The sequence below is a fragment of the Streptosporangium sp. 'caverna' genome, assembly GCF_003203775.1.
In the GTDB taxonomy this organism is placed as follows: Bacteria; Actinomycetota; Actinomycetes; order Streptosporangiales; family Streptosporangiaceae; genus Streptosporangium; species Streptosporangium subroseum.
This window is the reverse complement of the sequence record NZ_CP029711.1, coordinates 9,728,180-9,751,211: the sequence shown is the minus strand read 5'-3', so window position 1 is coordinate 9,751,211 and position 23,032 is coordinate 9,728,180. Positions and strand designations below refer to the sequence as shown.

Sequence of the window (23,032 nt, the reverse complement as noted above, 5' to 3'; positions counted from 1 at the left end):
CCATCGTGATCAGTTGCCGATCTCGCCGAACCAGCCGGCGAGTTTGCCCTTGCGGCTGATCGCGCGCATCCGCCGCTCGACGGTGTCCCTGCAGGCGGCGGCGGTCACGATCAGGAGCTGGTCGTCGATCCTGATCCTCGTGGAGTCGGCGGGAACGAACGTCCGGCCGTCTCTGACGATCAATGTCACCTGGGCGTCGGTCGGCAGCCTCAGCTCGAAGATCTCCACACCGTGCAGTTTGGAGGTCGGCGGCACCCTGACCTGGAGCAGGTCGGCGTTGAGCTCTTCCAGCGGAGCCGACTCCACCTCCAGGTCGCGAGCCTCGTCAGGTGTGGTGAGCCCGAGCTTCTTCGCCACGAACGGCAGCGTCGGCCCCTGCAGCAGGGTGTAGACGACGACGATCACGAAGACCTCGTTGAACACGAACTTGGCGGCGCTGTCATCGACCGAGGTGGCGGCCCAGGGGATGGTGGCGAGCACGATCGGCACCGCACCCCGCAGCCCCGCCCAGGACAGGAAGGCCTGTTCTCGCCAGTTCAGCCGGTCGATCCGCGCCAGCCGTACCAGAAGGGTGGAGGCGATGATCGACAGTGGCCGGGCCACCGCGACCAGGATCAGCCCGGCCACCAGGCCGGGGATGATCGCGGTCGGCATCTCCGAGGGGCTGGCCAGCATTCCGAGCATGACGAACAGGCCGATCTGGGCCAGCCAGGCCACACCTTCGGCGAAGCCCCGGGAGGCCGCCCGGTGAGGCATCCGGGAGTTGCCCATGACCAGGGACGCCAGATAGATCGCGAGAAAGCCGCTGCCGTGCAGGAGCACGGCTCCCGCGTAGGCGACGAACGCGAGCGCGAGCACCGCGATCGGATACAGACCGGAGATGGGCAGCGCGATATGGCGCAGCGCGTAGGCGCCGAGCGGCGCGACCGCCAGGCCGACGGCGGTGCCCACCACCAGCTCGAAGAGCACCTGGAAGAGCGCGCCTCCCAGACTGGGCGAGGCACTGGCGCTCAGCAGCATGACGGCGATGACCGTGGGCGCGTCGTTGAGGCCGGACTCGGCCTCCAGGATGCCCGAGAGGCGCGAGGGCAGGGGCAGACGGCGCAGGACGGAGAAGACCGCAGCGGCGTCGGTGGAGGCGAGGACCGCCCCGAGCAGGAGCGAGGTCCGTACGTCCATGCCGAGGAGCAGATGCACCGGGATCGCGACGGCCGCGATGCTCACGCCGACGCCGACGGTGGCCAGCACCAGCGCCGTGGGGATGGAGCCCTTGACGTGGCTCCAGGTGGTGGTCAGACCGCCCTCGGCCAGGATGATCGCCAGCGCGATCAGGCCTATCTGCTGGGCGAGCTGCGGATCCTCGAACTGCAGCCCGAGTCCGGACTCGCCGATGAGCACGCCGAGGCCCAGGAAGATCAGAAGGCTCGGAAGGCCGCTCCGGTGGGCGACACGCACCGCGACGATGGCCGCGATGACGACCCCGGCACCGAGAAGCAGCCAGACATGCAGCTCCATCTGGCCCCCTCTCCGACCCCGGGGACCATTGTGTCGCACTCGGTTGGGCCGTTATGCACACCCCGTGGCCGTCCGGATGACCTCTCCAGGCGCGGCGGCGTAGCGAATCGGTGAGTCGCCGCTCATGCTTCGCGGCGGTCTGGACGATCTCTCCGGCGTGGCGGTCGGAACGGCCCGGTGAGCCGTTGTGCGTGCGGAATCCCTAGGCGGACCGATGACGGGCCGTCGCGCTCCGTGGCGATCCGAACGGCCTGGCGATCCGAACGGCCTGGCGATCCGAACGGCCTGGCGGGCCGTTGTGCGTGCGGAATCCCTCCAGGCGGACCGACAGCAGGCCGTCGCGCGCTCCGTGGCGGTCCGAACGGCCTGGTGGGCCGTTGTGCGTGTTGATGTCCGGGCGGGATCCCGGGTGGGCCGTCACGCGCGTTCCGTTGTGCGTGCGGTGCCCGGGCGGGAATCCTTCCAGGCGGACCGGCAGGCCGTTACGCGCGTTCCATAGCGGTCCGGTGGGACGTCATGTGAGATGTGGGGCGGTCCGGACGATCCCTCCGGGCGTGGCCGCGTAGCGGACCGGAAGATCGTGGGATTCGGCGGGGACGCCGTCGAGCAGTTCGCCCTCGTGCAACAGGGCCACCGTCGGAACGTTCGGGCCGACCCTCGCGAGCGCCCGGTCGTAGGAGCCGCCGCCGCGGCCGAGCCGGATCCCGGTGGACCTGTCGACCGCCAGGGCGGGCACGATCACCAGGGCGGCGGTCCTGATCGTGTCGACGCCGCGCCGGGTGTCCACCGGCTCCATGATTCCGAAACGGCCCGCGGCGAGGGTGTCCGGTCCGTCGTACACCGCCCAGTCGAGATCGTTGTCGTCCCTGAGCACCGGCAGGATGACGGTCGTGCCGTGCTTCCACAGGGCGAAGACCAGCCCGTGCGTCGCGGGCTCCGTACCGATCGACCAGTAGCACGCGACCAGCCCGGCCATCTGGACCCACGGCTGGTCCAGCAGGGACTCCCGTATCTGGACGGAGGCCGCATGCCGTTCGTCCTCCGGGATCGAAGCACGTGCCGCCTCGATGGTGGAGCGCAACTTCAGCTTGTCCACAGATCCCTCCACTAAGGTTTTGGCATGGCCGACTTTGATGCTGTGACGAAAGCCGTCGTTCCCGCGGCGGGCTTGGGCACCCGCTTTCTTCCGGCGACCAAGGCGACCCCCAAGGAGATGTTGCCGATCGTCGACAAGCCCGCCATCCAGTATGTCGTCGAGGAGGCGGTCTCCGCCGGACTGCTCGACGTCCTCATGGTCACGGGCAAGAACAAGCGTTCCATAGAAGACCACTTCGACCGGGCAATCGAGCTTGAGGAAGCCCTGGAGGCGAAGGGCGACGGCGACGGCCTCTCCCAGGTGCGCGAGCCCGCCGACCTGGCGACCCTTCACTACGTACGGCAGGGCGCGCCGCGAGGTCTCGGCCACGCCGTGCTCTGCGCCAAGCAGCACGTGGGCGACAACGCGTTCGCCTGCCTGCTCGGCGACGACCTGATCGACTACCGCGACGAGCTCCTCAAGCGCATGATCGAGGTGCGCGGCAGCTACGGCGGCAGCGTGGTCGCGCTGATGGAGGTGCCGAAGGAGCAGGTCTCCCTGTACGGCTGCGCCGCCATCGAGCCCACCTCCGAGGACGACGTGGTCCGGGTGACCGACCTGGTGGAGAAGCCCTCGCAGGAGGAGGCCCCTTCCAACTGGGCCGTCATCGGCCGCTACGTCATCGACCCGGCCGTGTTCGAGGTCCTGGAGAACACCCCTCCGGGCCGCGGCAACGAGATCCAGCTCACCGACGCCCTGCGCACCCTGGCCGGACGCGGGAGTGACCAGGGCGGCCCCGTCCACGGTGTGCTGTTCCGCGGACGCCGCTACGACACCGGCAACAAGCTCGACTACCTGCGCACGGTGGTGCAGTTCGCTTCCGAGCGCCCCGACCTGGCGCCCGAGTTCATGCCCTGGCTGAAGGAATTCCTGGCCTCCCGATGAGCGAGACAAGTCGGGTCAGCCCGATGAGATCGGTCGACGAGCACCTCACCGAGATCCTGCGCACCGTGCGGGTGCTCGCCCCGCTCGAGCTCGAACTCGACCATGCGCTGGGCACCACGCTGGCCGAGGAGGTCCTCTCTCCCATCCCGCTGCCGCCGTTCGACAACTCGGCCATGGACGGCTACGCCGTACGGGCCGAGGACGTCAAGCAGGCACCGGTGACGCTGCCGGTGATCGACGACGTCGCGGCCGGGGACGGCCGGATGCTGGTCATAGGTCCCGGCATGGTCACGCGGATCATGACCGGCGCCCCGATGCCCGTGGGCGCCGACGCCGTGGTCCCGGTCGAGTGGACCGACGGGGGCACGGCGCGGGTCACGATCTCACGCCCGGTCCAGGAGGGGCACGCGATCCGCAGGGCGGGCGAGGACGTGCACGCCGGCGACGTCGTGCTGCCCGTCGGGACCGCCATCGGCCCCGCGCAACTCGGCGTCCTGGCCGGGGTCGGCCGCCGCCGGGTGCTGGTACGGCCCCGGCCGCGGGTCGTGGTGATCTCCACGGGGGCCGAGCTCGTCGAGCCCGGCACGCCCCTGGGCACCGGTCAGATCTGGGAGTCCAACAGCTACGCCCTGATCGCCGCCGTCCGCGAGGCCGGAGGCCAGGGATATCGGGCCGGGATCGTGGCCGACGACGCCACCCGGTTCCTCGACCAGCTCGACGCGCAACTCCTGCGGGCCGACGTCGTGATCACCAGCGGCGGCGTCTCGATGGGAGCCTACGAGCCGGTCAAGGAGGCGCTCGGTCCCCTCGGCACGGTCCGTTTCGACCGCGTCGCCATGCAGCCGGGCATGCCCCAGGGGTTCGGCGTGGTGGGTGAGGACCAGGTTCCGCTCTTCGCGCTGCCGGGCAACCCCGTGTCGTCCTTCGTGTCGTTCATGGTCTTCGTCCGGCCCGCGCTGCGGAAGATGCGCGGCCTGCCCGCGGAGCCCACGCGGACCGTGCGGGCGGTGACCACGTCCGCGCTCCGTTCGCCCCAGGGCAAGCGGTCGCACCTGCGTGGAGTGCTGACGGCCGACGGCGCCGTCTCCCCCGTGCAGCGGCAGGGCTCCCACCAGTTCGCCGCCCTGGCCGCGGCCAACGCCCTGATCGTGGTCCCCGAGGGCGTCACCGAACTCCCCGAGGGCACGACGGTGGAGGTCATCCCGCTGTGAGCGAGGGAGATGAGGAAGGAGCCCGTGTGAGCGGTTTCACACACATCGACGAGACCGGCGCGGCGCGCATGGTGGACGTCTCGGCCAAGGACGTCTCAGTCCGTACGGCGAGCGCCACCGGCAGGGTGCTGCTGTCCGCCGAGGCCGTGGCCCTGCTGCGGTCGGGGGACATCCCCAAGGGTGACGCGATCGGGACCGCGCGGATCGCCGGCATCATGGGCGCCAAGCGGACCCCCGACCTGATCCCGCTCTGTCACCCCATCGCGCTGCACGGCGTGAAGGTCGAGCTGGTCGTGGTCGACGAGGGCGTGGAGATCACCGCCCTGGTCAGGACCGCGGACCGGACCGGGGTCGAGATGGAGGCGCTGACCTCGGTCTCGGTCGCCGCCCTCGCGTTGATCGACATGGTCAAGGCGGTGGATCCGGCGGCTGTGATCACCGACGTCAGGGTCGAGGAGAAGACCGGCGGCAAGACGGGCCGCTGGACCCGTCCGTAACCGCCGCGATCAGGAGAATGTCCGCATGAGAGCTTTGGTGATCACCGCGTCCAACCGGGCCTCCGCCGGTATATACGAAGACAAATCCGGGAAGCTGCTGGTCGAGCTTCTCGCGGAGGCCGGATGTGACGTGGAGGGTCCCCGGGTGGTTCCCGACGGAGCTCCGGTGGAGTCGGCGCTGTGGGCCGGGGTGGCCGAGGGATACGACGTGATCGTTACCACCGGCGGCACCGGCCTGACCCCGGCGGACCTCACCCCGGAGATGACCGCGCGGGTGATCGACAGGGAGATTCCCGGCATCGCCGAGGCCATTCGTCAGGTGAGCCGTGACAAGGTGCCCACCTCGATCCTGTCTCGCGGGCTCGCCGGGCAGACGGGCAACACCCTGATCGTCAACCTGCCGGGCTCCTCGGGCGGGGTCCGGGACGGCATGGCCGTACTCTCGCCCGTCCTCCGGCATGCCGTGGACCAGATCCGTGGGGGAGACCATCCTCGCTGAGATGTCCTGCCGAATTCCGCTCGACGTGGGGCTGCCTTCATCGGGGTGTCTTGTCGCCTCCGTTCAGTGTGGGGGATCACCCTCGCCGGGGTGTCCCGCCGGCTCCGGCCGGTGTGGAAGAACACCCTCGCTGAGACGCCTTACCTACTCCGTGGCACGCTGAGGTGTCTTGGGGGGATGATGGATGATGTGGATCGACTTCGTGGCTGGCCGGTGACCCTGACGGAAGGCCCGGTGGGACTTCGGCCGCTGCGGCTGCGAGACGTGCGCGTCTGGCGGGAATCGCGGCTGCGTAACGCAAACTGGCTCCGCCCCTGGGAGCCGAGCAATCCCGAGACCCCCCTGTTCAAGACCGGCCTCGGCCCCTACATCTCGATGGCCGGGACCCTTCGCAGGGAGGCCAGGCAGGGGCTCGCGCTGCCCTGGGTCGTCACCTACCAGGGCGTTTTCGCCGGGCAGCTCACCGTGGGCGCCATCGTCTGGGGTTCGGCCAGGTCGGCCCAGATCGGTTACTGGGTGGACGGTGCCCTGGCGGGGCGAGGGATCACCCCCACCGCAGTGGCCATGGCGGTGGACCACTGCTTCTTCACCACCGGGCTGCACCGCGTCGAGGCCAATATCCGTCCGGAAAATCATGCGAGCCGCAGAGTGGTCGAAAAACTCGGCTTCCGGGAGGAAGGCATCAGGCGCCGGCATCTGCACATCGACGGCGCCTGGCGCGATCACATCTGTTACGCGCTCACGGTCGAGGACGCGCCACGAGGGCTGCTGGTGCAGTGGCGGCGGGCCCGTGAATCGGCGGCCCACGGTGGAGCTCCCCACGAAGAGGTTTGAAGATCTGGCGACACACCGCATCGAATGCTCGTCAAATAGTGACACGCGGTCTTACGGTGCGTGACATGAGCACATTGAGGACGCCAGGAGACCACAGGCGTCTTCATGCTGCCCGGAGGTGGCCGTGAGCGGCAGTGTTTTCCTTTATCTGGCCATCGTCGTCATGTGGTTGTGCGTGCTCGTGCCCATGTGGCTGCGCCGGGACAAGACCGTCATGGCCGACGCCCACGAGGGCGCCGAGCCGTACGGGGCGGATGAGCAGGCGGTCGACGAGGAGTCCGCCGCCGCGATGGCCGACACCCTGTCCGCACCCATGCCCATGCCCATGTCCTCGCCTGAGACGACCCAGGCCGAGTTCCGGTCTGAGTCCTGGTCCGAGTCCGAGTCCCGGTCCGAGGTCGAGTCTGAGACCCAGTCCGACCCCCGGCCCGCGCGAACCCCGGGCGGGCAGCCTACAGCCAGAAAATCCGCGGAGCGCCGTCGTGCCATGCATCGCCGCCGGGCGCTGCAGGTGGCCAAGCGCCGACGGCTGACGTTCTGGTGCACGCTGCTGCTTCTCGCCTCCGTGGTGACGGCCGCTGTCCAGGTGATCCCTTGGTGGGGCGTGGCGCCCTCCGTGGTCCTTCTGGGCGCCTATCTCGCGGTCCTGCGGGTATCGGTCCAGATCGACGCCGAGCGGCGCAGAGCCGCCGTTCAGGCCCGTGTGAAGCGCGCCAAGCGCGCCCGCAGGCGGGCCGCCGAGCTGATCGAGCTGGAAGCCCAGCGACCCGTGGCGGAGATCATCGACCTGGATGCCCACCGCGACGAGCTGTTCGACCAGTACGCCGAGATGCCCCGCCGTGCGGTTGGAGACTGACAACCGGCGCCGTATGGCGCGAGTGCCCCGGGAAGTTTGCTAATCTAGTCCACGTCTTGGGGATGTAGCGCAGTCCGGTAGCGCACTTCGTTCGCATCGAAGGGGTCAGGGGTTCGAATCCCCTCATCTCCACCAGGGGCCGTTCTTGAAACGGCCGGACTGAAGTTGACGGGATCCCGTCTGATCATCGAGATCAGGCGGGATCTTGTCGTTTCAGGGAGTTCCGAACCGGGGTCGTCCTGGTTTGGGAGCTGCGGAGCAGGTGTCCGGGAAGGCCCGGGTGGTGTCAGGGCGCTGGTGGAGGTCGGAGTTCGCGTCGCTGGCCATGGCGATGCCGGCTTCGGGCTGGGTGCTGCGACACGGTGATCTGAAGTGCGGGTTATGGGACGGGTGGTGGCCTGCTCCGGCCCGTGAGCGGCGAGCGGTCGAGCGGATGGCGCCGTCTGCGTTCGCGCTCTGCTTGAGACGCGGCAAGTACGGCTCTCGCGCGGCGATCAACGCGGTGAGTTCTTCCGACGGCGTGCGGATGGCAGCGTCGTCCAGGCCGGTAGTGGCGCGGGCGAGCTTGGCGGGCATCAGCGGGCAGGCCAGGGAGCCGGCGATGAGCAGGGCGCCGTGGGCGCTGCCCTGCACTCCCCGCTGATCCACTTTGTAATCGAGTGCGAGCCGGTAGCCGAGCTCGCGTGCGGGCTGGGCGAAGTGGGCGGGTTGCTGATCGGTGTAGGCGCGGTCGACGACGGCGAAGGCGGCGGGGAAGTCGAGCGCGGTCAGGGGTTTCAAGGTGGTGACGGCGTCGGGGACCTGCGCCGGTTGCTTGGCGGGAGGGCGGGAGGGCGGGGTCGGATGGTCCGGGCTCGGGGGGTGCGCGGCGGCCAGGCGCGTGGCTTCGCCGTGCTCATAGGGCGCGGCCGCGCAGCAGCGCGACCGCGGTGGGCTCATCCAAAGCTGGGACGAAATGGTGGTAGCGGGCCAGCGCGGAGGCGCTCATCCCGGCCGCGGCGGCCACCACTGCCAGATCGATCCTCGCGCTCAACAGCTCGACGATCCACGAGGAGCGCAGCCGGCGCACCGACAAGGCGGGCAGGCCGCCGGTCGGGGTGTGGCAGGCCGTCCAGGAGCTGAACAGGTTCTTGGAGTGCCGGGCGGCGCGCCCGGGCCGGAAGACGAAGGCGTCGCCGGGCCGGTCTGCGGCGTGAACCAGCACGTCCTCCCAGGCGGCGCGGCAGACGATCAACCGCTGGGTGCCGGGGACGGTGACCACGATCGCGCCAGAGCCCAGGCGACGCAGATGCCCGGTCCGGACGGCGGCCACCTCCCCAGAGGTCAGACCGCAACCGAAGGCGAGCGCCATCAACGCCAGCGCGTCGCCTCTGGCCTGGCCGGGCAGGTGTTCGGCCCAGCCGCGCAGGCGTCCGAGCTGGGCCGGCGAGTACGGCGGGGCTGACCCTCTTGGGGGCTTTCATCGGCGGCGGCGCCTGCTCGCCGCGTTCCAGCCAGGCCAGCGTGGCGCGCATGTGCCGCAGCCAGGCCCGGTAGGTCTGCGCCGAACTCGGGGCCAGGTCGGTGCAGCCGGTCAGGACGAACGCGTCGATCGTCTGACGCCAGGCAGCTCGCAACCTGAGCCCACCGGCGCAGCATGACAGAATCGCGACCCATGATCGACGATTTCGCGAAAGACAACCTGCACGAGAGACTGCGGCGGGACCGCAAGGCGCTGCTCTGGAAACTCGACGGCTTGTCCGAATACGACGCCCGCCGACCTTTGACAGCGACCGGGACCAACCTCCTCGGCCTGGTCAAACACGTGGCCACCGTCGAGGCCAGGTACTTCGGCGAGGTCTTCGACCGCCCTTCCCCGGAATCCCTGCCCCGGTGGCAGGACTCCGACGGCAGCCACTGGGCGACCGAGGACGAGACCCGCGATCAGATCATCGGGTTCTACCGGCGCACGTGGGAACACTCGGACGCGACGATCAACGAGCTTCCCCTCGACGCCCCCGGCCACGTGCCGTGGTGGCCGGAGTCGACGCCGGCCTGGCACACGAACCTGTTCGCCATCATGGTCCATGTCCTCGGCGAGTCCACCCGGCATGCCGGGCACGCCGATATCCTGCGCGAGGGCCTCGACGGCCGGACCGGGTTGCGCCCCGAATACGAGGAGCAGATCGACGAGGAAGCCCGTGCAGCCTACTGCGCGAAGATCGAACTGACCGCCAGGGCGGCCGCACCAATCAAGGCTTAACCACAATCGCGCCACCGTGGCCCCGTCCTTGGGGGCCACGGTTCACCTCCGCACAACTTGGGCAGTGGTATCCAGACTCGCTGACCCGTCACCGCCCGGCTACACGCTGGTACCAAGGCTCACACGGCACCGGTACCAAAACTCACGCGTAGAACCATCGCGTCGCAACCACCCGTCGGTCACCAGCCGCTGCAGGCGGGACCGCATTCCCTCCACCTGGGAACGGGTGTCCGGCCTGCCCAGCGCCTGCACGATCTCCCTCGCCCGCATCGGTCGCTCCGCCGTGGCCAGCAACGCCACCGCCTGCTCCCGCCAGCCGCGCAAGGCAGGCAACGGCGATGTCGCACCCTCCGGATCATGGGGGTCGAGGCCGGGCTGCTCTCCGGCGTCCCTGCCTTCGTCCTCACCGTCGTGATCCGCGAGCAACGTCAGGGTCTGCCGGGTGATGGACAACCGCTGGACCTGCTCTTCGGCTTCAGCCAGTCGCGTTCGCAGCTCATCCACCTGCTGCAGTGCGGACCTCTCGGCCCGGGCCAAGCGTTCCAGCAGCGACGTCACCATCGTCTCCCTGAAGACAAAGCAGTCACCCTCACGTGTTGCATTCACGTCATGCAGTCCTGCAGCTCCACACTGTAAACGGCAAAGCACTGGCAGTCACTAAGGGGAGAGATCCAGACGCACTTCTTGTCCTTCGCTGGGGCGCTGCGCTGCGTCTCACCTTCAGGCAAGATCGCACCATGCGCCTGACTCGCACCCCCTCGCCCTGATTTTCACCGGCGCTATCGGGCTCGCCTCGCTCCTGACGCTCTTTGAGGTGAGCACTCCCGGCCTGTCCTACTGGGCATTGCTGCTGGCGCTGTACTGGCTGGCGCTCGCCATCACCTGGTCCGCACTGTTGGGTGAAGGCGCGCGGGGGCGGGCGCCCTGGATGTTCGTCCCACTCGTACTGGTGCTGGGCACCGTGCTGCTGGTCACGGTCGACGCGCCCTTTCGCGCGCGCTTTGCCCTGTCGGAGTCGAGTCTGGAGCGCTACGCCCGGTCGGTGCGCGACGACGACGATGGCCGTGATCGGTGGCGGGGCCTGTATCGGGTGAATCGCGTGGAGAAGATCCCCAGGGGAGCGAGGTTCATGGTCACCTCGCTTACGATGGATTGGCGGAGCTACGGCTTCGCCTACATTCCGGATCGGGTACCGGGCCCGGACGAGGCCTGGTACGAGCATTTTAAGGGCCCTTGGTACATCTGGACCGAGGGGCCCTGAACCCCACGATGCACGACCTCCCGGTTCCACGCCGATGTATGCCGCGCACAGAGCGCTGTCAGTGATAAGCCCCAGGTCCTGCGGCTAAGGAGACCTGAGAAGCCAGGAGGAACTCAAGGGTTGTTAGTTGCTCATGCCACAACTTCCGCAACGAAGCCAGAGCCATGCCCGGGTTCACGCCCCAGCCGCCTTGCACCGGATCCCCACATCAACGACGCGCCCGGCACATACCGGCGGGCGAGTCAGCCGATCACCACGTCGTCGCCGGTGCCCACGCCGATCCCGGCCAGTCCGTCGCGCATCCATCGCGGGGCGATGTCGTCCTCGAAGCGGTGCCGGTCGATGATGCGTCCCGTGCGGGCGTCGAGCTTGACGAGCGTCGTCGCGTCCTCGGCGACGTAGGCGTCCACGCCGTCCGTCAGCACGGTGTGGTCCCTGGCACCGCCCAGGGCGCGGCGCCAGGCGACCTGGCCGTCGACGATACGGTAGGCGGCCACCGCGGTCTCCGAGCGTACGGTCACCAACTCGTCCGACACCCCCATCGCTTCCCCGTAGGAGTTGTCTTTGAGCCCCGCCGACGAGGCGCGCCAGAGGACCTTCCCGTCGTGAACTCTGCGGACGACCAGAGCACCGTTGTCGTCCACCGACGCCAGGCGATCGGCACCGAGCGCACGCGCGTGCCACAGCTCTCCACCGTCGAACCCCCACAGCCGCCTGCCGTCCGCGGCGCTGAGCGCGACGTTCGACTCCTCGCCCGCGCAGTGCCGGAAGGCGAGTACGGTCTCGCCCGCGCTGCGGACTCCGAGGCCGGATTTTTCTATAGGGCAGGAAGCGGACGAGTCAGGCGGGTTGGACCAGCGGATCGCCCCCGTGCGGCCGTCCAGCACGTCGAGCCGGCCGTCGTGCAGGACCACCACGAGGGGAACGGAGCCGTCCATGGCCACGGAGATCTCCCAGGCCGCAGCCCATTCCTCGTCGTAGGCCCGGTTGGCCTCGTGGCCCGGGCCTGCCGGCAGGTCGGCCTGCCAGACGATGCGGCCGTCCGGTACGTCGATGAGGCTGACCCGGCCATCGCGCCAGATGGCCGCGACCCGGCGATCGTCCACCCGGACGGGCCCCAACGAGTCGTCGGCCCAGCCGTTCTCGTACAGCCAGGCCGTGGATCCGTCCGTGATCCGCTCTGCGACCAGTCTCTCGGTACGCAGGCCCCGCCGCCGGTCCACCGCCACGTCACCGTAGACCTCGGCCGCGAAGGGAGCCCTACCGAGGACGTCGATCCCTGGCGTCCCCCATCCCGCCGGACGCCAGGGATAGGAGGAGTTCCCCATTCGCGTCATGGTCTCGCCGGGCCAGCCGACGAGGCCGAGCAGCAGCAGGATGCTGACGACGGCGCATGACATGATCTGGATCAACCGCATAAGGGCTTAGCATGGCCCTTCAATGCGATGAATGCGGCAAAAACGAAGTCCGTTCGAAAGCCTGCTGACGTGCGGGAACCTCATTTACACCAGATTCCGTTCCGCATCCTTCTGCCCCCGGAGTCCCTGCTGTGGACCCGCGCCCCCACGGCCATCGGCGTCCTCGTCGGCCGCGGAACCGACGATCGAGCCTGCTGCGTCGAGACGAGCCCCCCCATCCAACCTGGGCAACGATCATGCCGGTCTCGGGAAGCGATCTTTCAGGCCCCTACTGCATCCCAGGTCACACCCACTCGTGAACATCCCACAAGACGGAAGGCCCGGTTCCAGATCATGGAGCCGGGCCTTTTTGCTGCTCAGAGGCTATGAGGTCACTTCGTCCTCCGGGGGCGTACGGCCTCCGAAGGACTTTCGCGGACCGGGATCGGCGAAAAGCCGGCGACCACTGTGCGAGCCCTGTTGGTGTCAGGAGGAGAACAGCCTCCAGTGCCCCTCGGACACGACGTCGACGGTGCCCTCGGTCACTCTGATGGCGGTCTCGTCGTCGATCGCATACGCCGGGCCTGGGATTCCGGCCGCCCATCTTTCCGCCTCGGCCATGGTGTTCTCCGGCAGGAGTTCGTGATCCAGGTGCGGGAAGATCGAGAAGTCGACGATGCCCAGTGTGCTGTCGCCCCCGGCGGGCGGCTGCCAGCCGACGAAGTCCTCTCCGATACGTGGGGTCATCACCATGCTTCCGGCGCTCAGTCCCACCCAGACCGTCTCGCGCAGCGACGGCAGGAGATCCGCCAGCCCGGACTGCCGCATCCAATGGCACAGGTACAGGGCGTCGCCGCCGTTCACCAGCAGGACGTCCGTCTCTCGGACCCAGGAGATCCAGCGTGCTTCGTCGATGCTGGGCAGCGCGGTGAGTTCCAGCACTCCCAAGGACTTCCAGCCCAGCTCGCACATGGGGGTGGAGGACCGGCCGCTGATGAAACTCCATGCCCCACCGGGACCGCTCTGGGGGTGCCCGTAGCCGGCGGTGGGGATGCAGAGGGCGTTGGAGTCGGCGATCGGTTTGCCCAGTAAGTCGACCAGCGCGCTGTGGATGCTCGGATTCTTGACGCCGGCGGAAGTGAGAAGAAGCTTCACGCTTGCCTCCTGTACGTAGCGGTCATGACGCTCTCGTCGAGAGCTGGGAGATCGGTGCATAGGAAGGTTGACGCGGTGTTCGGTCGTGTTGAGCTGTTCTCAGAGCTCTGGATCATGGCTGACCGGGCGGCCACCGCGAGAGCCGCTTCAGGCGAGCCGCGCTCGGCTGCTTGGTGGAGGGGGCGTCCATGGAAGTCTGTTCCCGAATTCGGGTCGGCGCCCGCGTCGAGCTGGGCATGGAGTAGAGCGAGATGCGTCCAGCCGTTCCAGCCCATGCCGGACTATCCGGCTCTGTCGGTGACGGCCATGGCACTCCTTGAGAGGGATGTACTAGTACGAGCGCCGATCATGGCGTACAAGGCCGACAAATTCGTGCCGACCGCGAGAAACGCGGCTTCCCGTAGCCATGGTCGCCCCAGGTCGGGCGGCTGGGCGGAGTCAGCGAAAAGTCAGCGAATCCGCTGACACGGGAGCGCAGCCGAGACAGATGGACGTCATCGTCGTGGCATCTGACGACACCGAACGGCATCCGTTGATCGGAAACGGTGCGTCCCACCGGGGTTCGCATCGAAGGGGTCAGGGGTTCGAATCCCCTCATCTCCACCAGGGGCCGTTCTTGAAACGGCCGGACCGAAGGTGACGGGATCTTGTCGTTTCAGGGATTTCGGTTTTGCGTTCGAGCGCGCTCGAACGCATAGCGTCCCCGCCATGACGACACAGACCTGGATCATCACCGGCGCGTCCCGCGGGTTCGGACGCGCGCTGGCGGAGTCGGCGCTCGCGGCGGGCGACCACGTGGTGGCGGCGGTGCGCCGGCCCGAGAGTGTGGCCGATCTGGGGGCCAAGTACCCGGACGACTGCCTGATCGCGAAGTTCGATGCCCGGGACATCGCCGCGGCCGCGGACCTCGTGCGCGACACCCTCGACCGCTTCGGTCGGCTCGATGTGCTGGTCAACAACGCGGGCCGGGCCGTGGTCGGAGCGGTCGAGGAGGTCGGCGACGCGCAGTTGCGCGAGTTGATGGATCTGCACCTGTTCGGCCCCGCCGCGCTCGTCCGGGCGGCGTTGCCCACGATGCGTGAGCGGGGCACCGGGACGATCGTGCAGATGAGCAGCCAGGGTGGGCGGACGTCGTTCCCCGGCGTGTCGGCGTACTCCGCGTCGAAGTTCGCCCTCGAAGGCTGGTCCGAGGCCCTGGCCGGGGAGGTCGCGCCGTTCGGGATCCGGGTGATGCTCGTCGAGCCCAGCCGGTTCAGGACCGGCTTCAACGGGAGCGACGTGCTCGAGTTCGTCGAGCCGTCCGCGACCTACCGTGACGTGCTCGCCAACGTCCGTGCGGACATGGCCGGGACCGACGGCCGCCAGGAAGGTGACCCGGCGCGGGCGGCCGAGATCATCGTGTCCCTCGCGCACGGCGACGAGGTGCCGCTGCGGCTGCCGCTCGGGCGCGAGGCGGTCGAGCGTATCTCGCGTGCCTACCGGCGCGGCCTGGACGAGGTCGAGCGGTGGGCCGAGACCGCCCGCAGCGCCGACTTCGAGGGTGTCTCCGCATCGGTACGGCCCATCTAGGCTCGTGGTCATGGCCATCGACGATCTGATGACCAGGGCGCTCGAAGCGCTTGGGGACGCCGGTCCGCTGTCGGTCGAGGCGATCCACCGCCTCGCCGACCTGGCTGATCTGCCCGAGACGATGACGATCGCCGAGGTTGCCGACCTCCTCGACATCTCGCCCCACACGCTGCGCTATTACGAGCGGGCCGGGCTGGTCGAGGTGGCCCGCGACGGTAATGGTCATCGCGTCTACGACGCCGCAGCGGTTCGGCGCCTGGTGTTCCTCACCCGGATGCGGCTGTCCGGTATGCCGATGCGTGACCTGCAGCACTACATCTCGCTCGTCGATGCCGGAGGGCACACGGTGCCGGAGCGGCTCGACGTGCTGGTCGAACATCGTGACACCATCCGCCGCCGGATCCGTGAGCTGACCCTTTCCCTCACGGCGGTCGAATACAAGATCGCCACGTACGGGGGCTCGACCGGGCCGGACGTTCAGGCCCTCGGCGCCACCACCGGTACCGACCGCACGGCGCTGCCGGACGAGCCGCTGCGACGGGCACTCCCGGCAGAGTGAGGGACGCCGACGCTCGCCGGGCTGCCAGCGGTAGTCCGGCCTCCCTCCGATCTCCGGCCACAGCCCCCGCGGTAAACGATCACTTCTCCGCTGGGAAACGATCTTCAAGGCCTCACATTCTCCAAGTTCAACTGCACTCGTGAACTCCCTACCAGGTCAGATGCCGTTTCCGAGCAGTCGGGAACGGCCTTCTGCATTGCCGGGTGACTACTTGAGTGACGACGTTGCCGATCATCACTTGGGGCTCATCCCCAGGAGCGGTGAATTCGTTCGCGTGATCTAGCACGCTGCGACCGTTTCCACTTTCTCCTCGACCGCCCGAGGCGCGATGGCGGAATTTAGGACGGGTCATCGCGGTATCGACCATGCGGTCGAGGTTGCCCGGTTCGTGCAGCATCCGGCTGCGGCGACGAGGAAGGATTCCCTCGAGTTCGGAGGAGATCGCAGTCCGCGGCCGTCAGCGGCGGATGTTCGGCCGACCCGGATGGGCAGAGCTGCTCGGGTCGGCTCCAAGCGCGTCGAGACTCATGATTCTGCGGGTGTTGGCCACCAGCGCGTCGGTGGTTCTGCGTATCCAGTCCGTGATCGCGTAGAGCTCGGTGTCGCTGTATCTGGTCGTTATCTCCGTCATGTCTTCGACGAATGTCCCGAACGCGGCGGCCATCAGCGCATCCATCTGCTCGTTCGGCAGTAGCCGTACGACGACCTTGCGACGGTCGTGCGGGTCACGTGCGCGTTGAACGTAGCCGGCGGTCTCGAGCCGGTCCACCAAACCGGTTACGGCGCCGGTGGTCAGGCCTGTGTGTTCCGCGATCGCTCCGGCCGTCACCGGTCCCAGCCGTTGGAGCACGTCGATGCACTTTCGCTCGACCGAGCTGAGCCCCATCAGTCTGCCGACCGCCTCGTGGAACACCACGATCGCCGTCGCGAACTCGCGGCCGAGCAGCGCGGCCGCCTGACCGTCGGCAGGTGCGTCTTGCGTCACCTTCTCAATGTACCTTAGCTTCTAGTTATCTTTGTTGCTAAGAGACTTACTGTCGAAGGCTTTAGGCGGTCGAACCAGGAGGCCAGGTGCGAGTAGTGGTGGTAGGGGCGGGACCGGGCGGGCTGTGCGTGGCCAAAGGACTGCACAAGTCGGGGGTGGACGTCGAGGTAGTCGAAGCGCAGGACGGGTTCCGCGACGTCGGTCTGGGCCGTCGAATCAACGTCAACGCGGCCGGGCACAACGCGTTGCGGGCATGTTTGGCAGACGCGCACTTCGAGGCGTACGAGCGCACGCTGCACCGCCAGAGCGACCCAGGGGCGTACCTGTATTCGCCCACGCGGCGACTGCTGTCGCGAAACGAGACGCCGCCGTCGCCCGGGGCCGTCAGCGGGGGAACGCTGCGGCGGGTGCTCGCCGACGGCCTCGCGGGCCGGGTTCGCTTCGGGAGACGGGTCGCATCGATCGCCCGCTACCACACCGAAATGCGCATCACAGCGGGTGCGGCCCTTGAACGGTCGGCGAGTTACGGAGCCCGGGAAGCGTCCCATGCCTGAAATCAGTGCACGGCGTAAAGCCATGTATTTCGTCATAATGATCGCGAATATGGCTGTCGATCTGCTCCTTCCGACGCTGGTCCTGGCCGCCCTCGCGCCGACCGGCATGCCCGCCCCGGTGCGGCTGGCCATCGGCGGAACCCTTCTGACCGGGAAGGCGATCGGCGGTCGAGTCGAATCCGGGGAGTTCCGTTGGAGGCTGGCCGTGGTCGTGGCACTCGTGCCCACCGTGGCCATCGCCGGCTGCTATCTCGCGGGCCTCGGCAGCACCGCGAGCATGGTGGCGGGCGCGGTTGCCTCCGGCGCGGTCGTCGTCGCCGATCTGCTGCGAACTCGAATACGCGGTAAGGCCGGACACCCGATCGACGGCTTCGCCCTACTGGTGCTGGTAGAGGTCACGGTCGGCGTCGTGCTGACCGCGATCAGCGGCGACGCGCGCTTCGCGCTCGCCCGGAGTTCGTTCTACGTCGCCGTCGCAGGAGTCTTCGTCTTGGCGACCACGTGGTCGGACCGGCCGTTGATGCGAGTCGCCCTCAAGCCCGTGGCCTCGAAAGGTGACCCGGCGCGCGCCGAGGCGTTCGAGCGAGCATGGCGGAACTCACGGCGGTTCCGGATGCTCTACCGGGCGATGACCGCCGGTCTCGGAGCGGTGCTGCTCGCCGACGCGGTACTGCGCGTCGTGATCATCTACGGCAGCCCGGCAGGAGATGTGCTCCAGTCGTCCCTCACCTCCCAGCTTCCCCTGTTCGTGCTGATCGGGCTGTGGTTCGCAGCCGGCCGCGGCCTCGCGGTACCCCGAGCCGAGCGTTTGCTCGACGCCGAGTTGCCGAAACCGCCGGCCGGCGATTCCGTATCGGGGTGTCGGTGAGAGCGCGCACAGCGGGCGTGGATGGCGGACATCGTTTCCACCGCTCTGGCACCGTGATCCCCTTCAGCGGGCAGAAGGCGGCCGTTGAGGTGGGTGTTCCCACAGGGTTCGGCTCACCGGCGGGCGTGGCGGCGCCGTCGAGCTCGCGGTGGTTCTCTGCCTCGGGGGTGTCAGCCCACCGGTGGCCGAGGGAGGCGCGCGTACGAGACCGAGCGGCTGGAGGCCGATCGGCCCCTCGCAGAGACGGACTGGCCCCGTCGGGAAGCGATCTTCTCAGCCCCTCCGTTTCCCCAGGCCATCCCTACTCATGAACACCCCACCAGGAGCCGTTCTTGAGTTGGTTCGAGAATGGATGACAGGATTCCGTTCGACTGCTTGATTGAGAAATGTCAATCTCCGAACGGCCGTGAAGCCGATTCCTGGGGTTTTTATGCCTGCACCGGCCGATTTTCTTGCCTCATGGGGCTAAATCGAGGAAGTGTCGGACCGAGGCCGAAAAGAGAAAAAACTGAATATTGCTTAACATATTGACGCCCCCAATGGCGCTCCTTACCATTCTCCCACCGAGGTCGGGAGAGGGCCGATCGGTGACGAATCTCAATACGGAACTCGAGCCGAGAACGTGGTCGGGTGCCATATCGGCGTGCGTCTCGATGACAACGTGATGGGTGCGAAGGGGTGGGCTTGAACGAGCAATTCGGCCGTGGCGGGTCGACTCGCCAGGACCATCGCTCTCGGCCGGACTACACGCCGGCGACTCTCGGGGAACACGCGCCAGGTTCTGTGCGGCCCCGGTGCGAGGCAGACCGCGATGACCGGTAGCGGTCGGAGGTGAATGACCTGAAGGTCTGCTTCTCGGGTCCCCGATCGGGGCGGTGGCCCATGACGGTCGGTCAGAGGAACGTGCTGGAGTGGATCAGTCCGGACCTGCCGGGGCCGGCCGACATCCTGTCAACGATGGTGCGCGTGCCCCGGGGAAGCACCATGGACGCGGTCGGTGCGGCTCTGGGCGCGCTGATCGGTCGCCAGGAGGCGCTGCGGACCCTCTTACGGGACGGGGAGCAGTTCGTGCACGCGTCGGGCACGCTCGTCGCCGAGGTGATCGAGGCCAAGGGCACTCATCAGGGCTGGTTCTCGCCCGGCCGGGCTTTCGATCCAGCCGCCGACTTTCCGATAAGGGCGAGCGTGGTAACCCGGTCGGGATCTCCGTTCCTGGTCGTCCTGCACGTGTCGCATGTGGCGGCAGACCTGTTGGCGATGACGATTCTGCGCGCCGAACTCGCCGCCCTGCTGGCGAACCGATCGCTTCCTCCCGCCGCGTACCATCCCGCCGACCGTGCCACCTACGAACTCACCCCGGCCGGGCAGCGCCGGCTGGAGGGTTCGGTCAGGTATTGGGCCCGCCAGGTGGCCGAAAAGCCGTTGTGCGCGCTCGGTCTGCCCTTCCGTTTTCCCGACGCCCGCGGCCATCATCACGTCCTGCTGGGCTCCGGGCCCGCCGCGGAGGCGGTGGCCCACATCGCGGCGAATACGGGTGTGCGGCCGCTGGCGGTCGTGATGGCCGCGTTCGCGGCGCTCCTGACGAACTGGACCGGAGCCCCGGGATGCCAGCTGAACTGCCTGTGCAACAACCGTTTCTCCCCGGAGTTGCGCGACTACGTCGGCACGGTGGCCCAGGAGACGATCATCCCGTTCACCGCGTCGCCTTCTTTCCTGCGGTCGGTCTCCCAGACGGACGCCGCGGCCTTGGCGGCTTACAAGTACGGCCGGTACGACCCGGTTCGGCTGTCCGAGGCGAAGGGCGAGGCAGAACGGGCCCGCGGCATGCGCTGTCACCGGGACGTGGTCGTCAACAACACGACCGGCCACTCGCGTGCGATCCTGCCGAGAGCCGGCGTGGAACCCGGCATAGGCGACCACGTGTTCGACGCCCCCGTGGGGTTCGACGTCTACCGACTGGAGGGCAAGCTCGGCTGCGGACTCAGCCTCGATGCCCGCTTGGCCACCGCCGGCGAGACCGCCGGCATCCTCGGCGGAGTCGAGCGGCTCATCATCGCCGCCGCTGACGGCGATGTCGATCCGGCCGACTTCGGCATTCCCCCGGCGGAACGAGGGCCGGGCTGGGTATGTGCCCGCTCGTGCTGGGTCGATCTCGCCGGTGTCCAGGCGGCAGTGGACCTTGCCCTTGGCCTCGGTGTCGCGCGGATCGAGGTCGTCGGCGACGAGCTCATCGCCCAGGTCGGGCGCGACACCGACGTCGCTGCGGCCGCCAAGGCGGTGGTCGACGCGGTCCTGCGCGAAGGACGCCACGGAGTGGTCGCACCCAGCGACTACGTGCGGGCCGTCGACTGAAAACGACCGGCGCGGTGACCCGAACCGCCCGCGTGGGATCTCACCGGATTCGGTCACCGTGAGAGCGCTTTTTGAAACTCGCCGCGGGGTGCTTTGACGAGGGCCGCGGGGGTGCTTTAACGAGGGAGGAACTTCTGTTGATCCGGGGGCTGTCAAGCGACGCCCTGAAGGACCTCCTCGACCGCATCGACGCCGACCGGCCGCGTCGCACCGCCCGCGTGTGAGAAGGCGGGGTACGTGGACGGCACGGGGGTGGCCGTGCGCCGTCAGGCGAGCGGGTCGTACCGGAACGCCCGGACCTCCTGCGAGCAGCGGCAGGAGGCCGCGATCTTCTTCGCCCACTCCAGCGCCGCCTCGCGGGAGGGCAGGTCCAGGATGGTGTACCCGCCGTTCAACTGCGTGGTCTGCGGATAGGTGCCGTCCGTCACCGTACCGTCACCGGCCACGAGGACGGGATCGACGTCTTCGTCTATCCCGCCGCCGAAGACGTACACGCCGGCATCCTTGGCCTCCTGGATGACCGCGTGGGAGTCGCGTACCACGTCAGGAAAATCCTCGTCCGAGATCACCATGGCGGCACTGGGGAAGGAGATGAGAAAATGCGTCATCCCTCGATCCTGCCGTGCGCCGGGTGACATCGTCGAGGTGCTCCTCGGATCGCCTGGCGGCACCGGGCAGGAGGTGAGGTTCGCCCAGGCCGGAGCATCCGACGGTCAGTGAGCAGGACGCGCGTGGCTTCGAGACGCGCTTCGATCCGGTGTGCGGGGACGGCGAGGAGTGAATTCCTCCGGCAGCGACCCCAGCAGGGCGAGGGCGTCGGCGCTCGGCGAGCCCGGCTCGGCGCGGTAGACGACGAGCAGTTGCCGGTCGGCACCGGTGACGGCGAACTTCTCGTAGTGCAGTTCGAGGTCGCCGACGATCGGGTTGCGCAGGTGGTGCACACCACCACCCGGATGCGGCTTGGCGTCGTGGCGCGACCAGAGGCGGCGGAACAGCTCGCTCTTCACCGACAGTTCGCCGACCAGGTCGGTCAAGCGCGGGTCGTTGACGTCCGGACCGGCCATCACCCGCAGGGCGGCGACCAGGCTGCCGATCCGGTTCTGCCAGTCGGGCAGAGACTCCTGCGAGGTGGGGTCGAGCAGCACCGAACGAAGAATGTTGCTGCCCGGGGTGAAGACCGGCGACAACGCCACGGCGAGACGGTTGGCCGCCAGGACGTCCTGGAACGGCCCTTGGACGTAGGCGGGAGTGCCGTGCCAGGCATCAAGCAGGGGCTGCACACCTGGCCGGACCCGCGCCGGACGCCGCCGCCGAGGCTCCTGCGGGGTGCCGAGCGCGTGCAGGTGCGCGGTGGCGTCCTCGTCGAGGCCGAGCGCGCGGGCGATCGCATCGAGCACCTGGGGAGAGGGGCGCCGGTCGCGGCCCTGCTCAAGCCGCGTGTAGTACTCGGTGCTGATCCCGGCGAGCATGGCCAGTTCGTCCCGTCGCAGCCCCGGCACGCGCCGATGGCCGTTGTCGGGCAGCCCGACATCCTCGGGCCGGATCAGCTCGCGCCGGGCCCGCAGGTATTCGCCGATCAGGTTCACACTCTCGACCATAAGCGGATTGGAGTCCCTTCTGGGTAGCCCTGGCAGCACCCCTCTCACCAGGGGAATGGCTGATTTGCCGGGATTTGGCGCACGCTGCCGGCATGACTTCACGAACCTGGCTCATCACCGGCGCGAACAGCGGTTTCGGCCGGCACCTCAGCGAGCAACTCCTGTCCCGCGGCGACCGCGTCGTCGGCACCTTCCGCGCTGCGGGCAGCGTCGCGGATCTGTCGGCCCGCTGGCCGGATGCCTTCCGCGCGGCCCACCTCGACGTCACCGACCCGGCCGAGATCACCGCGGTGGTCGACGAGGCCTGGGCCGCCCTGGCCCGGATCGACGTCGTGGTCAGCAATGCCGGGTACGGCCTGATGGGCGCGGCCGAGGAGTTGACCGACGAGCAGATGGTGCACCAGATCGCGACCAACCTGACCGGCTCGATCCGGCTGATCCGGGCCGCGCTGCCGCACCTGCGACGGCAGGGCGGTGGCCGGATCCTGCAACTGTCCTCGGTGGGCGGCCAGGCGGCGTGGCCGGGCGGGTCCCTCTACCACGCCACGAAATGGGGCGTCGAGGGTTTCGCGGACGCGCTGGCGGGCGAGGTGGCCCCGTTCGGCATCGACGTCACCATCGTCGAACCGGGCGGCGCCCGCACCAACTTCCGCTACGGCGGTTCGGTGCTGGCCGACGGCATCGAGGCCTACAACGGCACGCCCGTCGCGGGAATCCGCCGCATCCTCACCGAACGCACGACCCAAGGCGTAGGCGACCCGGCCCTGATGGCCGCCGCGATGATCGCCAGCGTCGACCAGGACCCGGCACCCCGCCGTCTGGTCCTGGGCAGCGATGCCTACCAGGCCATCGAAAACGCACTGAACACCCGACTGGCCGATGTCCGTACCCAGCGCGAGTCGGCGGCGGCGACGGACGCCCCGCTGGAGGGCGTGACCACAGGCGGCCCGGCCGACCTGGACGCCGAGAAACGCGACAGGTAGGTGCGGGCCGTGCGACCAGCCTGACCGGCACGTCGGACCGGCCACCAGGGGGATCGTCGCCTGACTTCCGGAGCGGC

At 68.5% G+C, this 23,032-nt stretch carries 24 protein-coding genes and 1 tRNA gene; 15 read left to right on the top strand and 10 right to left on the bottom strand.

Annotated elements, in window-relative coordinates; all coding sequences use genetic code 11:
• Positions 1-9: 9 nt before the first annotated feature.
• Positions 10-1,515, bottom strand: a complete 1,506-nt coding sequence (locus tag DKM19_RS41925; RefSeq protein WP_110703879.1) for a potassium/proton antiporter — start codon at positions 1,513-1,515, stop codon at positions 10-12.
• A 514-nt stretch (positions 1,516-2,029) separates the two neighbouring features.
• Positions 2,030-2,611, bottom strand: coding sequence for a 5-formyltetrahydrofolate cyclo-ligase (locus tag DKM19_RS41920; RefSeq protein WP_110703878.1), 582 nt, complete (start codon positions 2,609-2,611; stop codon positions 2,030-2,032).
• A 24-nt stretch (positions 2,612-2,635) separates the two neighbouring features.
• Between DKM19_RS41920 and galU the strand changes: the two genes are divergently transcribed.
• The 7 genes from galU to DKM19_RS41885 all read left to right on the top strand — a co-directional run bounded on the left by galU (position 2,636) and on the right by DKM19_RS41885 (position 7,567).
• Positions 2,636-3,535 (top strand): UTP--glucose-1-phosphate uridylyltransferase GalU, encoded by a 900-nt coding sequence (gene galU, locus DKM19_RS41915; RefSeq protein ID WP_110703876.1) that lies wholly within the window; start codon positions 2,636-2,638, stop codon positions 3,533-3,535.
• A gap of 23 nt (positions 3,536-3,558) precedes the next feature.
• Positions 3,559-4,746: a gephyrin-like molybdotransferase Glp gene (gene glp, locus DKM19_RS41910; RefSeq protein ID WP_110703874.1), complete on the top strand. Its 1,188-nt coding sequence runs from the start codon at positions 3,559-3,561 to the stop codon at positions 4,744-4,746.
• Positions 4,747-4,772: 26 nt separating this feature from the next.
• Positions 4,773-5,243: a cyclic pyranopterin monophosphate synthase MoaC gene (gene moaC, locus DKM19_RS41905; RefSeq protein WP_179282546.1), complete on the top strand. Its 471-nt coding sequence runs from the start codon at positions 4,773-4,775 to the stop codon at positions 5,241-5,243.
• 25 nt (positions 5,244-5,268) lie between these two features.
• Entirely contained in the window at positions 5,269-5,742 is a 474-nt protein-coding gene (locus DKM19_RS41900; protein WP_110703870.1) for a molybdenum cofactor biosynthesis protein B, read from the top strand.
• A gap of 180 nt (positions 5,743-5,922) precedes the next feature.
• Positions 5,923-6,576, top strand: a complete 654-nt coding sequence (locus tag DKM19_RS41895; protein ID WP_110706365.1) for a GNAT family N-acetyltransferase — start codon at positions 5,923-5,925, stop codon at positions 6,574-6,576.
• Positions 6,577-6,700: 124 nt separating this feature from the next.
• Complete coding sequence (locus DKM19_RS41890; protein ID WP_162642161.1) at positions 6,701-7,432, top strand: hypothetical protein; 732 nt, start codon at positions 6,701-6,703, stop codon at positions 7,430-7,432.
• 58 nt (positions 7,433-7,490) lie between these two features.
• Positions 7,491-7,567: transfer RNA gene (locus DKM19_RS41885), tRNA-Ala, on the top strand.
• A 78-nt stretch (positions 7,568-7,645) separates the two neighbouring features.
• Here the strand turns inward: DKM19_RS41885 and DKM19_RS41880 are convergent.
• Together DKM19_RS41880 and DKM19_RS41875 are read right to left on the bottom strand one after the other, a co-directional pair.
• On the bottom strand, positions 7,646-8,371 hold the full coding sequence (locus DKM19_RS41880; protein ID WP_110703867.1) for a hypothetical protein: 726 nt from the start codon (positions 8,369-8,371) through the stop codon (positions 7,646-7,648).
• The gene (locus DKM19_RS41875) at positions 8,328-8,783 is read right to left on the bottom strand and encodes a hypothetical protein (RefSeq protein ID WP_162642159.1); all 456 of its coding nucleotides are present in this window, start codon (positions 8,781-8,783) and stop codon (positions 8,328-8,330) included. The genes DKM19_RS41880 and DKM19_RS41875 overlap by 44 nt, the downstream gene beginning before the upstream one ends.
• Before the next feature lie 303 nt (positions 8,784-9,086).
• On the opposite strand from DKM19_RS41875, the gene DKM19_RS41870 reads away from it, so the two are divergent.
• On the top strand, positions 9,087-9,674 hold the full coding sequence (locus tag DKM19_RS41870; protein WP_110703863.1) for a DinB family protein: 588 nt from the start codon (positions 9,087-9,089) through the stop codon (positions 9,672-9,674).
• 99 nt (positions 9,675-9,773) lie between these two features.
• Here DKM19_RS41870 and DKM19_RS41865 read toward each other — a convergent pair whose 3' ends face one another.
• Complete coding sequence (locus DKM19_RS41865) at positions 9,774-10,280, bottom strand: hypothetical protein (protein WP_162642158.1); 507 nt, start codon at positions 10,278-10,280, stop codon at positions 9,774-9,776.
• 208 nt (positions 10,281-10,488) lie between these two features.
• Between DKM19_RS41865 and DKM19_RS41860 the strand changes: the two genes are divergently transcribed.
• Positions 10,489-10,935, top strand: a complete 447-nt coding sequence (locus tag DKM19_RS41860; protein WP_162642156.1) for a hypothetical protein — start codon at positions 10,489-10,491, stop codon at positions 10,933-10,935.
• A gap of 242 nt (positions 10,936-11,177) precedes the next feature.
• Here DKM19_RS41860 and DKM19_RS41855 read toward each other — a convergent pair whose 3' ends face one another.
• The gene (locus tag DKM19_RS41855; RefSeq protein ID WP_110703857.1) at positions 11,178-12,353 is read right to left on the bottom strand and encodes a PQQ-binding-like beta-propeller repeat protein; all 1,176 of its coding nucleotides are present in this window, start codon (positions 12,351-12,353) and stop codon (positions 11,178-11,180) included.
• Between the two features lie 465 nt (positions 12,354-12,818).
• Entirely contained in the window at positions 12,819-13,487 is a 669-nt protein-coding gene (locus tag DKM19_RS41850; RefSeq protein ID WP_110703855.1) for a Type 1 glutamine amidotransferase-like domain-containing protein, read from the bottom strand.
• A gap of 708 nt (positions 13,488-14,195) precedes the next feature.
• Between DKM19_RS41850 and DKM19_RS41845 the strand changes: the two genes are divergently transcribed.
• Complete coding sequence (locus DKM19_RS41845) at positions 14,196-15,056, top strand: SDR family NAD(P)-dependent oxidoreductase (protein WP_110703853.1); 861 nt, start codon at positions 14,196-14,198, stop codon at positions 15,054-15,056.
• Positions 15,057-15,066: 10 nt separating this feature from the next.
• Complete coding sequence (locus tag DKM19_RS41840; RefSeq protein ID WP_110706364.1) at positions 15,067-15,615, top strand: MerR family transcriptional regulator; 549 nt, start codon at positions 15,067-15,069, stop codon at positions 15,613-15,615.
• A 457-nt stretch (positions 15,616-16,072) separates the two neighbouring features.
• Here DKM19_RS41840 and DKM19_RS41835 read toward each other — a convergent pair whose 3' ends face one another.
• Entirely contained in the window at positions 16,073-16,600 is a 528-nt protein-coding gene (locus DKM19_RS41835) for a MarR family winged helix-turn-helix transcriptional regulator (protein ID WP_110703851.1), read from the bottom strand.
• 86 nt (positions 16,601-16,686) lie between these two features.
• Between DKM19_RS41835 and DKM19_RS41830 the strand changes: the two genes are divergently transcribed.
• The 3 genes from DKM19_RS41830 to DKM19_RS41815 all read left to right on the top strand — a co-directional run bounded on the left by DKM19_RS41830 (position 16,687) and on the right by DKM19_RS41815 (position 20,374).
• Positions 16,687-17,154 carry an NAD(P)-binding protein gene (locus DKM19_RS41830; RefSeq protein ID WP_110703849.1) on the top strand — a complete coding sequence of 156 codons (468 nt, stop codon included), beginning with the start codon at positions 16,687-16,689 and terminating at the stop codon, positions 17,152-17,154.
• Between the two features lie 49 nt (positions 17,155-17,203).
• On the top strand, positions 17,204-18,022 hold the full coding sequence (locus tag DKM19_RS41820) for a VC0807 family protein (protein ID WP_162642155.1): 819 nt from the start codon (positions 17,204-17,206) through the stop codon (positions 18,020-18,022).
• A gap of 882 nt (positions 18,023-18,904) precedes the next feature.
• A complete protein-coding gene (locus DKM19_RS41815; RefSeq protein ID WP_110703843.1) occupies positions 18,905-20,374 on the top strand; it encodes a condensation domain-containing protein in 1,470 nt (489 codons plus the stop codon).
• 266 nt (positions 20,375-20,640) lie between these two features.
• Here the strand turns inward: DKM19_RS41815 and DKM19_RS41810 are convergent, their stop codons facing one another.
• Positions 20,641-20,982 carry a YciI family protein gene (locus DKM19_RS41810; RefSeq protein WP_110703841.1) on the bottom strand — a complete coding sequence of 114 codons (342 nt, stop codon included), beginning with the start codon at positions 20,980-20,982 and terminating at the stop codon, positions 20,641-20,643.
• 105 nt (positions 20,983-21,087) lie between these two features.
• Positions 21,088-21,972 carry a helix-turn-helix domain-containing protein gene (locus DKM19_RS41805; protein WP_110703839.1) on the bottom strand — a complete coding sequence of 295 codons (885 nt, stop codon included), beginning with the start codon at positions 21,970-21,972 and terminating at the stop codon, positions 21,088-21,090.
• A 92-nt stretch (positions 21,973-22,064) separates the two neighbouring features.
• On the opposite strand from DKM19_RS41805, the gene DKM19_RS41800 reads away from it, so the two are divergent.
• Positions 22,065-22,955: an SDR family oxidoreductase gene (locus DKM19_RS41800; RefSeq protein WP_110703837.1), complete on the top strand. Its 891-nt coding sequence runs from the start codon at positions 22,065-22,067 to the stop codon at positions 22,953-22,955.
• Positions 22,956-23,032: the final 77 nt, after the last annotated feature.

Excerpts from the sequence above, each read along its gene's own strand:
- DKM19_RS41925 (WP_110703879.1), bottom strand. The coding sequence starts at position 1,515 with ATGGAGCTGCATGTCTGGCTGCTTCTCGGTGCCGGGGTCGTCATCGCG.
- galU (WP_110703876.1), top strand. The coding sequence starts at position 2,636 with ATGGCCGACTTTGATGCTGTGACGAAAGCCGTCGTTCCCGCGGCGGGC.
- glp (WP_110703874.1), top strand. The coding sequence starts at position 3,559 with ATGAGATCGGTCGACGAGCACCTCACCGAGATCCTGCGCACCGTGCGG.
- DKM19_RS41900 (WP_110703870.1), top strand. The coding sequence starts at position 5,269 with ATGAGAGCTTTGGTGATCACCGCGTCCAACCGGGCCTCCGCCGGTATA.
- DKM19_RS41895 (WP_110706365.1), top strand. The coding sequence starts at position 5,923 with ATGGATGATGTGGATCGACTTCGTGGCTGGCCGGTGACCCTGACGGAA.
- DKM19_RS41880 (WP_110703867.1), bottom strand. The coding sequence starts at position 8,371 with ATGAGCCCACCGCGGTCGCGCTGCTGCGCGGCCGCGCCCTATGAGCAC.
- DKM19_RS41875 (WP_162642159.1), bottom strand. The coding sequence starts at position 8,783 with ATGGCGCTCGCCTTCGGTTGCGGTCTGACCTCTGGGGAGGTGGCCGCC.
- DKM19_RS41870 (WP_110703863.1), top strand. The coding sequence starts at position 9,087 with ATGATCGACGATTTCGCGAAAGACAACCTGCACGAGAGACTGCGGCGG.
- DKM19_RS41855 (WP_110703857.1), bottom strand. The coding sequence starts at position 12,353 with ATGCGGTTGATCCAGATCATGTCATGCGCCGTCGTCAGCATCCTGCTG.
- DKM19_RS41845 (WP_110703853.1), top strand. The coding sequence starts at position 14,196 with ATGACGACACAGACCTGGATCATCACCGGCGCGTCCCGCGGGTTCGGA.
- DKM19_RS41840 (WP_110706364.1), top strand. The coding sequence starts at position 15,067 with ATGGCCATCGACGATCTGATGACCAGGGCGCTCGAAGCGCTTGGGGAC.
- DKM19_RS41820 (WP_162642155.1), top strand. The coding sequence starts at position 17,204 with ATGGCTGTCGATCTGCTCCTTCCGACGCTGGTCCTGGCCGCCCTCGCG.
- DKM19_RS41815 (WP_110703843.1), top strand. The coding sequence starts at position 18,905 with ATGACGGTCGGTCAGAGGAACGTGCTGGAGTGGATCAGTCCGGACCTG.
- DKM19_RS41810 (WP_110703841.1), bottom strand. The coding sequence starts at position 20,982 with ATGACGCATTTTCTCATCTCCTTCCCCAGTGCCGCCATGGTGATCTCG.
- DKM19_RS41805 (WP_110703839.1), bottom strand. The coding sequence starts at position 21,972 with ATGGTCGAGAGTGTGAACCTGATCGGCGAATACCTGCGGGCCCGGCGC.
- DKM19_RS41800 (WP_110703837.1), top strand. The coding sequence starts at position 22,065 with ATGACTTCACGAACCTGGCTCATCACCGGCGCGAACAGCGGTTTCGGC.